Genomic DNA, 12,280 nt, shown 5'->3' with positions numbered 1-12,280 from the left:
TTGAAAGGAACTGATGATCAGGAAGCCAGAGCGGGTCTTCGGTCGGGCGAGAGAGTGGCAAGGGCTCGTCCGGTTCGTGTCCGGCGGAGATCGGGCAACTCCGTCGGGTGGTGCCGCCCTCGGCGTGGTCAGCGGGCGTCGACGGCAGGGCAAGAGTTTCCTGCTGCAAGCCCTGGCGGAGGCGACGGGCGGGATGTACTTCGCCGCCACCGAGGCGACCGAAGCCGAATCCCTCCGGCTGTTCGCCGAGGCGCTGCTGCGTCACACCCGCGAGGTTCCCGATGTTCCCTTCAGGGATTGGAATGACGCGATCGCTCACCTGTTCCGTAGCTTCCGTGGCCGGCCGGTGCCGGTGATCCTCGATGAGTTCCCGTTCCTGTCCCGAACCTCGCCGGCGCTGCCGTCGATCATTCAGCGGGAGCTCGGGCCGGGAGGTAGCGGGCGGGACAGTATGGCGCGATTGGTGCTCTGCGGGTCGGCGATGTCTGTGATGGGCGGCTTGCTTGCGGGGCAGGCGCCGTTGCGCGGGAGAGCCGGTCTCGAACTTGTCATCCACCCCTTTCGCTATAGGGACGCCGCAAATTTTTGGGGATTCACGGACCCGCGGCTGGCCGTACTCGTGCACACGATTCTCGGTGGGACGCCGGCTTACCGGTATGAGTTCACGCAGGGAGATGTGCCGGCAGGGCTGGCGGATTTCGATGATTGGGTCATCAGGACGGTTCTGAATCCGCAGACTCCGCTCTTCCGCGAAGCGCGATACCTGCTGGCGGAGGAATCGGATATCCGGGACCCCGCTCTGTATCACTCGGTGCTGGCCGCCATCGCCAGTGGCAACACCACCAATGGCGGGATCGCCAACTACGTCGGCCGCAAATCCGATCAGATCACTCACCCTCTGAACGTCCTGGATGATTGTGCGCTGGTCGCGCGCGAGCCCGACCTGTTCAGGTCCGGGCGGTTCCGATATCGAATCGTGGAGCCGCTGATCACGTTCTATGAGGCCATCATGCGGCGGCGCTGGCCGGAGCTGGAGATTCACCGGGCGGAGAAGGTGTGGGGGTCCGTGCGGCAGACATTTCTCGCCCAGGTCGTGGGTCCGCACTTCGAATCCCTGTGCCGGGACTTCGCGCTGGACGCGGGGGAAACGCTGTATGGCGGCTTTCCGGCTGAGGTGGGGTCAGGAGTGGTAGGCGATCCCGCGAAACGGACCCAGATCGAGATCGACGTCGCGGTTCTCGCCGCGCAAGAGCCTGGGCTGCCGCGGAAAATCCTGTCGCTCGGTGAGGTCAAATGGGGTGAGGTGATGAGCCACCATCACCTGGAACGCTTGGCCAGGGCCCGTACGCTGCTCGATCGGAAGGGTTATGACACGCGTGACACGGTTCTGGCCTGTTACGGGGGGAGTGGTTTCACGGAAGAGTTGATGGCGGCTGCCGATGCCGACTCCCGGATCATGCTCGTCGGGCTTGAACGCCTCTACCAAAGCTGATGTACCGCGCGTCGGTCGCCCTGTGCCGCCGGTCGGAGTGGGGCCTACTTGGCGAGGATCCGTACGTCTCCCGTGCCGCTCTTCGCGACGATGGTCCGGTCGCTCGCCGTGCTCTTGATCTCTGATCGCTCGCGTCCGTCCTGGCTCCTCGTCGTGACCCGGTAGGCCCCGTCGGGTACGGTCGCCGTCACCCGGCCGTCCTTGGACAGAAGGTCCAGGTTGGACGGGGGTGTGGCGAAGGACAGGTCGATGGCGCCGGTGTTCGAGCGGACGCGGACGTTGGGGGATTTGAGGCGTTCGCCGGTGATGGCGGCGTCGTCGCTCAGGAGGCGGAGCTTGCCAGAGGTGTCGTACACCGTGATCGGGCCGCCGTTCGAGACGTCCACGTCCTGGGTGAGGTTCTGGAGGATGATGCCGTCGTCGTCGCCCTCTACGACGAGGCGCGTCCCCGGCGGCACCTTGACGTGGTAGCGGCCGCCGCAGTCGCCGAAGACCACCGAGCAGTTGGCGCTCAGGCGGAGAGTGCCGTCCCTCAGTGACCACGACGCGTTGCCCTCCTTGGCCGCCTTGCCGCGGAGCCAGCGTTCTACCTGCACGGTCGCGCCGGTGCCGGGCATGATGCGGAGGCCGCCGAGCGAGGACTTGATGGTGAGCTGGGGGCCGCTGTACGGGAAGGACTGGGCGGTGTGTACCTCTTTGGCGTCCAGGTCTACTGAGCATCCGGTCAGTGCGATGAGTCCGGTCAGCCCCGCCAGCGCTAAGGCGGTCAGGGGTGCCGTGGGTGTTGCCGTGATTCGCCTCATGTGGCGATCGTGGCTTGGCGGCGGGGTGTCGCCATCGGCCATTCGACTGATTGGGCATCCACCGTTCGGCCGCCTTCTTCACATGCTTCGTTGAACGGTGTATCGTGCAATGCCATGATCAAGAGATCCGCTCTGGCTCTCGTGGGGCTCGGCCTCGCCGCGGGCTGCGCCGCCTCACCGCCGGTGGCCCCGGCTGTCGTGAGCGGCGGTAAGACGGACAAGCCCCGGCCGTCACGTCCGACGAGGACTGGGCCAAGCAGGAGAATGAGCTGATCGCCCAGTGGCTGGACCGCGAGCTCAACGCGGACCCGAAGCTCGTCGGGCTGGCCTCGGCCATGGGTGACTGCCTCAAGGGCAAGGGACACCAGGTAGCCTCTCTCAGGCCGGTCGACATGAGCCGGCGGAGCGGCCAGGAGTTCGAGGCCCAGAAGAAGCGGATCGCCCTGAACGATGACATTCCCGATAAGGGGCTGCCCGACGGGCAGTACTACGAGCCGCGTATCCCGGTGAACACCGCCCGGCAATACCTGAACAGGGAGATCAAGGCCGCGCTCGACGACCTGGAGTGCGGCAAGGACTTCTACGCCGCCTACCTGCCCAGGAACGCGGAGATCGTGCGGCGGGTGGAGAGGGAGTTCGGCAGCGACAGCTGATAGCCGAAAACCCGGCAAAGACGGCTGATAGCCGAAAACCCTACAAAGCCGCCAAGAGCTTCGTCACATGTGACAGCGGATCCGCGCCGAACGGTCGTACCGCCACCGTCTGGGCGCCCGCCGACCACATCTGCCGCACCACGTCGGCGGCCTCCGAAGCGGAGCCGCTGGCCATGACGACCTCCTCCGGCCGTACCTGAAGGAACCCGGCCTGGTCCACGGCGACGTCCCAGGTCGCCTCACGCGCGTCGGGGCCGATGTACAAGTGGATGAAGGTCACCACCTCGTGGTCGGCCGGGGCGCCGATGTGGCCCAGCAGAGCGGGAAGCTGCTCGGGACTGAAACCCTCCGGGAGGATCGTGCCCTGCGCCACCCGGCCCGACAGGGCGAGGGAACGGGGGCCGAGGACGCCGGCCAGGACCGGAGGTGGTTCGGCGGGCGGATGGACCAGGGAGACGCCGTCCAGGTGTACGGAGCGGCCGTGCAGGGTCACCGTCTCGCCCCGGAGGAGGCCGCGGACGGAGGTGATCGTCTCCTCCAGGAGCGCCAGAGGTGACGGAGGCGCGGCGCCCACCTGGCGCATCCAGTCGCGCACGCCGTGCCCGATCCCGGCGGCCAGGCGGCCGGGGTGCAGGCGGGCCAGGTTGGCCAGCTCCATGGCCAGGAGCGCCGGGTTGCGCAGGGGAGCGGGGGTGATGCCGATGCCCACGCGCAGGCGGGAGGTGACCGCCAGGGCGGTGGCGGCCGAGGAGATGGCGCCGGTCCAGCCCAGGTCCTCCACCACCCACAGGTCGTCGACCGCCGTGCCGTCCAGCTCCCTGGCGAAGGGGATCAGCTGCTCCGGCGGCAGGCCGCGGTCGAACATGACGCCAAGTCTCAAGGTCTCCTCCATCAACGGGCCCTCCAGTAATAGCGGAAAAGTCGGCCGACCTCCGAATAGCCCGCGCGCCGGAACGCGCCGGCCGTGGGTCTGTTGCCCACGTCCGTGGCCGCCACGATGCGTTCGACGCCCGTCTCGGCCAGCGTCGCGGTGCCCTTGGCCAGCAGGTCGTTGACGTAGCCGTGGCCCCGGTGCTCGGGCACCACGCCGATGTACGCGATGGAATGATCGTCCGGCGCCACCAGCCCCACGGGGTCGTCGCCCAGGTAGCCGACGACGAACCAGTCGGGCTTGCCCTTGCGGTTGACCAGGTCGTCGTACATCCACCGGGCCTCGTGCTCGGCGCCGGCCGTGGCCAGCTCCACCTGCGTGTCGTAGTCGAGTGACCCCTCCGAGATGCGTACCAGCAGGTCGAGTACGGAGGCGGCGTCGAGGCCGCGGGCGGGGCGGTAGGTCAGCCGGCCCGGATCGACCGGTACGTCACTCCCGGCCGCCCATTCGAGCATGAGCCGCTCGACCTCCATCGTGAACCCGGCGCCGAGCAGCGCCTGGTGTTCGACGGCTCGGTCGACGACCGGGGTGAGGCCGGGTTTGAGGGAGATGTCGTGGATTATCTTGTCCAGGCCCATCTCCGACAGGCCGCGGCGCAGCAGGCCGGCGGCGAGATCGGGGTCGGGGCCGGGCTCGAACTGCCAGGTGATCACCGGGTCCGCGTCGCGGTAGGGCGCCCAGAACGCGAGCCGCGCCGGGCCTTCCGTGAAACACCACTCCGGCCGCGTCTTGCCTTCGTCGAAGGCCGTGGCCAGTTGACCGCGGGCAGGCTCAGGGAACTGATCGAACAACGTGACCGGCTCCCTACGAGACCGCTGGAAGATGCGCGCCGAATGTCTTGAACCTGAAAGTCATGAACCTGAAAGTCATGAACATCGTTTAGCACACCCTCGACAATCCCTCGATCTCAGGCCGCCGCGCCGAGCGCCGCCCGTGCCTCCAGCAGCGACGAGCTCGTCTCGAAGTGCCGGTCGAGGTTGGTGATCGTCAGCAGATGACTGATCATGCCGGGGGCGAGAACCAGGATGAACCTGCCGTGCGCGTGCCGCACATGGCTGTGGGTGGCCACCAGCACACCCAGCCCCACGGAGTCGCAGAAGGGCACGTCGGTCAGATCCAGCACCAGTTTCGGGGGGTCGGCGGAGGCCAGTACCTGATCGAGCGCGGCTTGGAGGCGCGGGGCGCCGGCCACGTCGAGGTCTCCGACGGCATGCAAGACGGTAAGCGGTTCCTCTCGCCACGACCTGACCACCATGGCTGTCACGTGCCCGAATGGCGGGGGGATATGCCTATTTCTTACATATGTTCTGGGTCGCCGTTTTAGTAACCGGGGTAGTTGTGGGCTTGGCACTTGGCGTGGTCGAGCTCTTCACTTTACTGATCTTCGGCTGGTCGCTGCCGACGATCACCTCGATGCCGTCGTCGTCCATCTGGACGAGATCGGCCCCGGGGATGGCCGCGGCGACCGTGCGGGCCGAGTCCTCGCGACCGGGGCCATAGCGTACGACCGTCTTCTTGTAGTCCTTGCGCTTGGTGTTGCCCGGCGTGCCGGACACCTGGAACCCGGCGGCGACCAGCGCCGTCTTGGTGCGGGCACCGAGACCGGTGATGAGCGTGCCGTTGAGCACCTTGAGCGCGATCCGATCCGCCGGAATGGTGGGTTTGGCGGAGGACGAGGCGGACGAGCTGGGAGTGGGGCTGGGCTTGGACAGGTCCTCGTCGGCCTTGATCCTGCTGAACAGGTCACGGGACGCCTGCTTGTCCCAGAGCACCGCCGACTCGCCGGTCGGCGCCTTGAAGTCCACGTTGGCCAGCGGCACGTCGGCGAACTTCACGTTGTCCAGCGAGACGTCCCTGAGCTGGGTGGCCAGCCCGATCAGGTCGTCGTCGGGATCGACCTTGATCGTGCTCAACGTGGAGTTGACGAACGAGTTGAGCCGGGCCGGGTTCGCCAGCGTGCCGGCGCTGAGCGCGCGGTTCAGCAGGGCCGAGATGACCTGCTGCTGCCGGTCGATGCGGTCGAGGTCGGAGCGGGCGGTGGCGCGGGTGCGGGCGTAGCCGAGCGCCTGGGTGCCCTTGAGCTCGTGGGTGCCGGCCGCGAGGTCCAGCCCGGCCTTGGGGTCCTTGATCGGCACGGGCGTGCAGACGGTGACGCCGCCGAGGGAGTCGACGACATTGATGAAGCCGAGGACGTTGACCTCGATGTAGCGGTTGATCCGCAGCCCGGTGGCCTGCTCGACGGTCTGGCGGGCGAGCTTGGGGCCGCCGAACTGGTAGGCCGAGTTGATCTTGTGATCGCCCTTGCCGGGGATGGTCAGCCAGGTGTCGCGGGGCAGGCTCACCACGGTGACCCTGCTGTGGTCCTCCGACAGGTGGATCACCATCATGGTGTCGGTGCGCTGGCCCGACTCGCGGCCCAGCTTGAGCTCGTTCTGCTGCTTCCGGGTGAGGTCGTCGCGCTTGTCGACGCCGACGAGCAGGATGTTCATGGCGCCGCGGGGGGCCGACTCGGTCACGCCCGCGTCGATCGTGCCGACCCGCTTCGGCACCGCCCACACCACGCCGGTGCCGGCCAGGACGCCCACGGACAGCACACCCGAGAGGATCAGATTCCGGCGCCGGGACCTGGCGCTCTTGAGCGGCCTGCGCGTGCGCCTGCCCACGAGTTTGACGCCGCCGTACGCGTCGCCGCCCACGTGTACTCCAGCGTCCTCCTCGCCCGGGTCGCGCATGCCCTGCCCCCCTCGTGCCACCGCGGGATTGCCGTCCTCCCCTGCTCGTACAGTAGCGTGAGCCCCGCCATGAAGCAGTTCCCCGACTCGCCGCACGCGCCAGCGGAGACGCACGGCTGGCCGCCCATCTCCGTCGTCATGCCGGTCCTCAACGAGGAGCGGCATCTACGCGAGGCCGTAGACATGGTCCTCGCCCAGAGCTACCCAGGTGAGATCGAAGTCGTTCTCGCCGTGGGGCCCTCACACGACCGTACCCAACAGGTCGCCGACGCCATCGCGGCGGCCGACCGGCGGGTGACCGTGGTGCCCAACCCCACGGGCCGCACGCCCAACGCGCTCAACGCCGCCATCGCCGCCTCCCGTAACGGCATCATCGCCAGGGTCGACGGGCACGCCATGCTGCCCTCCGACTACCTGCGCGTCGCCGTGGAGACGCTGAGGGAGACCGGCGCCGACAACGTCGGCGGCGTCATGGCGGCAGAGGGCATCACGCCGTTCGAGAAGGCCGTCGCGTGCGCGATGACCTCCAAGATCGGCGTGGGCGCGGCCGCCTTCCACGTGGGCGGCACGGCGGGCCCCGCCGACACCGTCTACCTGGGGGTGTTCAGGCGCGCGGCACTCGACCGGGTCGGCGGCTACGACGAGCACTTCCAGCGGGCCCAGGACTGGGAGATGAACCACCGCATCCGCCAGACCGGCGGGCTGGTCTGGTTCCAGCCGCGCATGCGGGTCTCCTACCGCCCCCGCCCCAACGTGAAGGCGCTGGCCAAGCAGTATTTCCACTACGGGCGCTGGCGCCGGGTGGTCTCGCGCACCCACGAGGGCACGATCAACCTGCGTTACCTGGCGCCCCCCGCCGCGGTGCTGGCGATCCTGCTCGGCCTGATCGTCTCGCCGTTCTTCCCCCTCGCACTGATCGCGCCCGGCGGCTACGCCGTCGCGATCGTGGCGGGGTCCGTCCTGACGGGCAGCGGGCTGCCGGGGGCGGTGAAGGCCAGACTGCCGATCGTGTACGCCGCCATGCACATGTCCTGGGGCTGGGGCTTCCTCACTAGCCCGCGCAGACTCGCTCGACCGCCGCACTGAACCGACTCAGCCCGTCCGGAAACTCCGGCCCGAGCTGACAGGTCCTGAGCTGACAGGTCCTGAGCTTGTCCCGCGCGGCGGCCGGCATGTCCGCGCCGTCGAGGAACCCGGCCAGCCCGGCCGGGTCCTCGTCGAGCGGCACGCCAGAGTCTCCTCATGCGACCGCACAGTAACGAACAGCAGGTCAAGCGCCGTCCAAGGGCACGTCTATCACTTGCCCGGTCAGGTCGGAGACGAGGACGTCGAGCGAGGTCTGGGCCACCGCGCGCGGTGAGAGCAGGGTGTGCGGGGGCTTCTCGCCGAACGCGCGTTCGGGCATGGGCGTGCTGGTGCGCTCGGGGTTGACGCAGTTGACCCGGATGCCGTCGGGGGCCCACTCGTCGGCGAGCGCCTGCGTGAGGTTGACGACGGCGGCCTTCGTCGAGGAGTAGAGGCTGTAGTCGGCCCGGCCCCTGGTGTAGCTGGAAGAGGTGTAGAGCAGCAGGCGGCCGGCGCTCTCGCGCAGGTGCGGGTAGGCGGCGCGGGCCACGTTGACCGGGCCCAGGTAGTTGACGCCCACGGTCTCGGCGATGGTCTCGTCGGTGACCTCGGCGAGCTTGCCCATGTGCAGCACACCCGCGGTGTTGACCACGTAGTCGACCTGGCCCACCTGCGCCAGCGCCTTGACCACCTGGTCGTAGGCCTCCACCCGCACGCCGTTCTGGGTGCGCGAGAAGGAGTGCACGCGGGCGCCGTGGCCGGTGGCCAGCTCGACGACGTCGGCGCCGATGCCGTAACCGCCGCCGAAGACCACCATGGTCCGGCCGTCGAGCGCCTCGCGGTAGTCCCTCGGGTCGGGGATGGGCGCGCTGGTGGCGGCCAGTTGGAGGAGCTTGTCGGCGATGTACACGTCGACCGGGTGGGTGATCTTCATGTTGTGCTCGCTGCCCGGCACGATGGAGATCGGGACATCGGGCAGGTAACGCCGCAGCACGCCGCAGTCGTCGGTGGCCGGCTGCCGGTCGAAGTCGGGGTCGGCGAAGGCCCGCTCGTACGCCTGGCGGATCAGCGACAGGCGGAAGCACTGCGGCGTCTGGGCGCGGCGCAGCCATGATCGGTCGGGAATGTCGCGGATGATCTCGCCATGAGGTCCGGGGGCCGCCACCATGACGGTGTCGGAGCTCGGGATCGCCACGCCCACGGCCGAACAGGTCTGCAGGGCCCTGACACACTCCGTGATGATCCGGGGCTCCAGGAGGGGCCGTACAGCGTCGTGCAGGAGTACGTTGCACTCCCTCGGGCCCAGGGCCTTGAGCGCTCGCCACGTGCTCTCGGGACGGCTCGCACCGCCCTCGATGATCTGGCTGACCTTGTCGAAACCGCCCCTTTCCACGATCTCCTTGACCGTGTCGGCGTAGCCGGGGGCCATCAGCACCACGACCTCGTCGATGTCAGGTGAGCCGTTGAACAGGGCGAGCGTGTGCTCCAGAATCGTCCTACCGGCGATCTTGATGAGCTGCTTGGGGGTGTTGAGGCCGACACGCTGACCGACACCGCCTGCCAGGACCACCCCTACGGAGCGCAGCCGAGATTCCATAGGGGGAGCGTAACGGTCCGGTTCCGTGATATCGCGTTGCCCTGTCGCTACGCTGTGTCCACGCACTCCCTCGCGACCGGGAGGAGACCTGCGCCGTGACCGATTCACTGACCCGCGAGAGTACGACCACCTCGGTGGTGCTGCTCGCCACGACACCCGCCTGCAGGCTGTCCTGCGCGGACGGCACGCTGCTCGACCGGCTCAACGGCCAGCTGGCCGAGCTGTCCGTCCTCGACGTCCAGGTGGTGTCGCCGAATGACGGGCTCGGCGGCCTCAGCACCGACCTGCGCGGCGTCGCCAAGCTCGCGCGCGCCGCACCGGGGACGCTGGTCGTGCTGCCCGCCGACCTCGTCACCCACACCGAGGCGCTCTCGCTGCTCCTTGAGCATCCCAAGCGCGACACGAGCGCCCTGGTCTCCTACGACGCCACGGCCGCGCCGATGCGGCCGCCGGCGCGGGTCGAGGGCGGCAGGATCGTCGCGGCCGGCAGCTCCTTCCACCTCGTGCCCGAGGCCAACGCCACCTTCCGCGGCGTGCTCCAGGCCGGTCAGGCCGACCTGAACGCGCTGGCCGACGTCGCCGAGGAGCTGGCCGACCTGGCCGAGACCGGCAAGCTCGGCCCGGTCACCACCGTCGAGGCGGTCGACCTGCTGCTGGTGGGCCTGGTCAGATCGGGGGTGAAGGTGCGCGCCGCCGGGATCGGGCGGCTCCACTGCGACCGGGTGACCGGCCAGGTCTCGGCGGACACCGCGGTCAGCAGGCTCGCCGACGTCGACGAGTCCCAGGTACGCCTGGACACCTCGGTCAAGTCGGATGACGGCTTTGTCAGCACTTACCTCGTCTCGTCCTGGACGCGCCATCTCATCCGCCCCGCCGCCCGGCTGAAGCTCACACCCAACGCCGTCACCGGCATCTCGATCGGCCTGGCCGTGCTGTCGGCGGTCTGGTTCGGGGCGGGCAACCGCTGGGCGCAGCTCGCCGGGGCCGGGCTGCTCTACCTGTCGTTCGCCTGCGACTGCCTCGACGGCCAGCTGGCCCGCTACACCCGCGCCTTCACGCCGCTGGGCGCGTGGCTCGACAGCATGGCCGACCGGCTGAAGGAGTATGTCGTCTATGTGGGGCTCGCCTTCGGCTACGCCGCCGGGCTGCCGTTGAGCGAGGGCGGCCCGGGCGGCATCTGGTATCTCGCCGTCGCCGCGATGATCCTCCAGACGGTACGGCATTCGATCAACTACTCCTTCGGTGCCAGTGTGGCCGACGCGAACCGGGCCGGCGCCGTGGGGGCCAAGCCGGTGAGCTCGCTGCTGAACTCGGCCGAGGGAGAGCACCACGGCATACCCAAGCCGGGAGTCCTCCGCCTGGCGCACCGCATGGAGCGAGAGAAGGTCCTCCGGTGGATGAAGAAAGCGATCGTGTTGCCGATCGGGGAGCGGATGGCGCTGATCGCGATCACCGCCGGCGTGTACAACGCCCGGGTCACCTTCGTCGCGCTCCTGGGCTGGGGCGGGGTGGCGACCGTCTACTTGCTCGTCGGCCGGATCGCGAGGACCGCGCGATGACCGCGGTGCAGATGACACCCGTGCCGAGCAGCTACGTCGTGGCCTATCGCGACGACGGGCCGCTGTCGCGCGGCATGGGCGCGCTCGTGTCCGGGCAGCTCCCGCCGCTGCCCCCGCTGATCGCCGGGGCGTTCGTGATCGGCGTGCTGCTGCTGATCGGCGTGGCGGGATCCGACGGGCTGGCGGTCTTCGCGCCCGCCGTGACGCTGCTGCTGGCCGGGCCGGGCAGTTCCCATCCGCACGACGGCCGCCTCGACTGGCTGGTGCCGCCGATCCTGCGACTGATCGAATACACCTTCATCGCGGCCTGCGGGTTCGCCCACGGAGTGCCGCCGGTGCTGATCTTCGCGCTGCTCGGCGCGCTGGCCTTCCACCACTACGACCTGATCTACCGCCTGCGCCAGCGCGCCTATCCGCCGCCGTGGCTGAGCACGTTCGGGCTGGGCTGGGAGGGTCGGATGATCGTGATCTCGCTGGCGGCGATCGTGGGCGCGGTGACCGGTGGGTTCGTGCTGCTCGCCGCGTATCTGTGGGTCCTGTTCGGATGGGAGAGCCTCACCTGCTGGCTCGCCACCTCGCCCTCAGGGGTGGCCGCGACCGGTGCGGAAACGCGAGACTAACGGTCGATTACCCGCTGAGGGCCAAAAGCCAACTAACCTTTGGGTCCTACGGAGTAGATGCTCGACTGAGGAGTGCACGTTGCTGGGAATGGTGCTGGCCGCTGGAGCCGGACGACGCCTGCGACCGTACACCGACACGCTGCCGAAGGCATTGGTGCCGGTCGACGGTGAGACCACGATCATGGACATCTCGCTGCGCAACCTCGCCGAGGTGGACCTGCGCGAGGTCGTGATCGTCGTCGGTTACGCGGCGCAGGCCGTACACGAGCGGAAGGACGAGCTGGAGAAGCGGCACGGCGTCAAGCTCACCCTCGTGCACAACGACAAGGCCGAGGAGTGGAACAACGCCTACTCCCTGTGGTGCGCGCGCGACTACTTCGCGCAGGGCGCGCTGCTGGTCAACGGCGACACCGTGCACCCCGTCTCGGTCGAGAAGACGCTGCTGTCGGCGCCCGAGACCAGCGACATCCTGCTCGCGGTCGACAACGTGAAGCGGCTGGCCGACGAGGAGATGAAGGTCACCCTCGACGGCGACGACCTGAAGCGGATCACCAAGCTGATGGACCCGGCCACCGCCTACGGCGAGTACATCGGCGCCACGCTCATCCGCCCCGGCGCCGCCGAGCGCCTGGCCGACGCGCTTCAGGCCACCTTCGAGCGCGATCCGCAGCTCTACTACGAAGACGGCTACCAGGAGATGGTCGCGCGCGGCGAGCGGATCCACGTCGCGCCCATCGGGGAGGTCGACTGGGTCGAGGTGGACAACCACGACGACCTGGCCAAGGCTCGTACCATAGCCGTTCGCTACTGAGGAGGCGGGCATGCCGC

General features: G+C 68.7%; 13 protein-coding genes. 6 read left to right on the top strand and 7 right to left on the bottom strand.

Annotation, left to right across the window (positions count from 1 at the left end):
• The first annotated feature begins 13 nt into the window (after positions 1–13).
• Complete coding sequence (locus AB0H88_RS24255) at positions 14–1,492, top strand: ATP-binding protein (protein ID WP_357647982.1); 1,479 nt, start codon at positions 14–16, stop codon at positions 1,490–1,492.
• A gap of 44 nt (positions 1,493–1,536) precedes the next feature.
• On the opposite strand, the gene AB0H88_RS24250 is transcribed toward AB0H88_RS24255, so the two are convergent.
• The gene (locus AB0H88_RS24250) at positions 1,537–2,295 is read right to left on the bottom strand and encodes a hypothetical protein (RefSeq protein WP_357647980.1); all 759 of its coding nucleotides are present in this window, start codon (positions 2,293–2,295) and stop codon (positions 1,537–1,539) included.
• A gap of 392 nt (positions 2,296–2,687) precedes the next feature.
• Here AB0H88_RS24250 and AB0H88_RS24245 point away from each other — a divergent pair, with 392 nt between their 5' ends.
• Positions 2,688–2,948: a hypothetical protein gene (locus tag AB0H88_RS24245; RefSeq protein ID WP_357647978.1), complete on the top strand. Its 261-nt coding sequence runs from the start codon at positions 2,688–2,690 to the stop codon at positions 2,946–2,948.
• A 40-nt stretch (positions 2,949–2,988) separates the two neighbouring features.
• Here AB0H88_RS24245 and AB0H88_RS24240 read toward each other — a convergent pair whose 3' ends face one another.
• The 4 genes from AB0H88_RS24240 to AB0H88_RS24225 form a co-directional block, all read right to left on the bottom strand.
• A complete protein-coding gene (locus AB0H88_RS24240; RefSeq protein WP_357647976.1) occupies positions 2,989–3,828 on the bottom strand; it encodes an LLM class flavin-dependent oxidoreductase in 840 nt (279 codons plus the stop codon).
• 11 nt (positions 3,829–3,839) lie between these two features.
• On the bottom strand, positions 3,840–4,670 hold the full coding sequence (locus AB0H88_RS24235) for a GNAT family N-acetyltransferase (RefSeq protein WP_357647974.1): 831 nt from the start codon (positions 4,668–4,670) through the stop codon (positions 3,840–3,842).
• A 116-nt stretch (positions 4,671–4,786) separates the two neighbouring features.
• Complete coding sequence (locus AB0H88_RS24230) at positions 4,787–5,134, bottom strand: STAS domain-containing protein (RefSeq protein ID WP_357648048.1); 348 nt, start codon at positions 5,132–5,134, stop codon at positions 4,787–4,789.
• Between the two features lie 34 nt (positions 5,135–5,168).
• Complete coding sequence (locus AB0H88_RS24225) at positions 5,169–6,611, bottom strand: LCP family protein (protein WP_357647972.1); 1,443 nt, start codon at positions 6,609–6,611, stop codon at positions 5,169–5,171.
• Positions 6,612–6,680: 69 nt separating this feature from the next.
• Here AB0H88_RS24225 and AB0H88_RS24220 point away from each other — a divergent pair, with 69 nt between their 5' ends.
• Positions 6,681–7,697 (top strand): glycosyltransferase family 2 protein, encoded by a 1,017-nt coding sequence (locus tag AB0H88_RS24220; RefSeq protein ID WP_357647970.1) that lies wholly within the window; start codon positions 6,681–6,683, stop codon positions 7,695–7,697.
• Here the strand turns inward: AB0H88_RS24220 and AB0H88_RS24215 are convergent.
• Positions 7,663–7,839 (bottom strand): hypothetical protein, encoded by a 177-nt coding sequence (locus AB0H88_RS24215; RefSeq protein ID WP_357647968.1) that lies wholly within the window; start codon positions 7,837–7,839, stop codon positions 7,663–7,665. The genes AB0H88_RS24220 and AB0H88_RS24215 overlap by 35 nt on opposite strands.
• A gap of 42 nt (positions 7,840–7,881) precedes the next feature.
• A complete protein-coding gene (locus AB0H88_RS24210; RefSeq protein ID WP_357647966.1) occupies positions 7,882–9,273 on the bottom strand; it encodes a bifunctional cytidylyltransferase/SDR family oxidoreductase in 1,392 nt (463 codons plus the stop codon).
• 95 nt (positions 9,274–9,368) lie between these two features.
• Between AB0H88_RS24210 and AB0H88_RS24205 the strand changes: the two genes are divergently transcribed.
• From AB0H88_RS24205 to AB0H88_RS24195, 3 genes are all read left to right on the top strand, one after another.
• Positions 9,369–10,832 carry a CDP-alcohol phosphatidyltransferase family protein gene (locus tag AB0H88_RS24205; protein WP_357647964.1) on the top strand — a complete coding sequence of 488 codons (1,464 nt, stop codon included), beginning with the start codon at positions 9,369–9,371 and terminating at the stop codon, positions 10,830–10,832.
• Positions 10,829–11,452, top strand: a complete 624-nt coding sequence (locus tag AB0H88_RS24200) for a DUF5941 domain-containing protein (protein ID WP_357647962.1) — start codon at positions 10,829–10,831, stop codon at positions 11,450–11,452. Before AB0H88_RS24205 ends, AB0H88_RS24200 begins: the two co-directional genes overlap by 4 nt.
• Before the next feature lie 79 nt (positions 11,453–11,531).
• Positions 11,532–12,263: a phosphocholine cytidylyltransferase family protein gene (locus AB0H88_RS24195; protein ID WP_357647960.1), complete on the top strand. Its 732-nt coding sequence runs from the start codon at positions 11,532–11,534 to the stop codon at positions 12,261–12,263.
• Positions 12,264–12,280: the final 17 nt, after the last annotated feature.

The sequence above is a fragment of the Nonomuraea sp. NPDC050680 genome, from assembly GCF_040654555.1.
Classification (GTDB): Bacteria; Actinomycetota; Actinomycetes; order Streptosporangiales; family Streptosporangiaceae; genus Nonomuraea.
Note: the sequence above shows the minus strand (reverse complement) of the source record. Positions and strands in the feature narration are given on the sequence as shown.

What these genes read in the sequence shown, in the direction of transcription:
- AB0H88_RS24200 (WP_357647962.1), top strand. Translation starts at nt 10,829, where the DNA reads ATGACCGCGGTGCAGATGACACCCGTGCCGAGCAGCTACGTCGTGGCC.
- AB0H88_RS24245 (WP_357647978.1), top strand. Translation starts at nt 2,688, where the DNA reads ATGAGCCGGCGGAGCGGCCAGGAGTTCGAGGCCCAGAAGAAGCGGATC.
- AB0H88_RS24225 (WP_357647972.1), bottom strand. Translation starts at nt 6,611, where the DNA reads ATGCGCGACCCGGGCGAGGAGGACGCTGGAGTACACGTGGGCGGCGAC.
- AB0H88_RS24230 (WP_357648048.1), bottom strand. Translation starts at nt 5,134, where the DNA reads ATGGTGGTCAGGTCGTGGCGAGAGGAACCGCTTACCGTCTTGCATGCC.
- AB0H88_RS24210 (WP_357647966.1), bottom strand. Translation starts at nt 9,273, where the DNA reads ATGGAATCTCGGCTGCGCTCCGTAGGGGTGGTCCTGGCAGGCGGTGTC.
- AB0H88_RS24220 (WP_357647970.1), top strand. Translation starts at nt 6,681, where the DNA reads ATGAAGCAGTTCCCCGACTCGCCGCACGCGCCAGCGGAGACGCACGGC.
- AB0H88_RS24250 (WP_357647980.1), bottom strand. Translation starts at nt 2,295, where the DNA reads ATGAGGCGAATCACGGCAACACCCACGGCACCCCTGACCGCCTTAGCG.
- AB0H88_RS24255 (WP_357647982.1), top strand. Translation starts at nt 14, where the DNA reads ATGATCAGGAAGCCAGAGCGGGTCTTCGGTCGGGCGAGAGAGTGGCAA.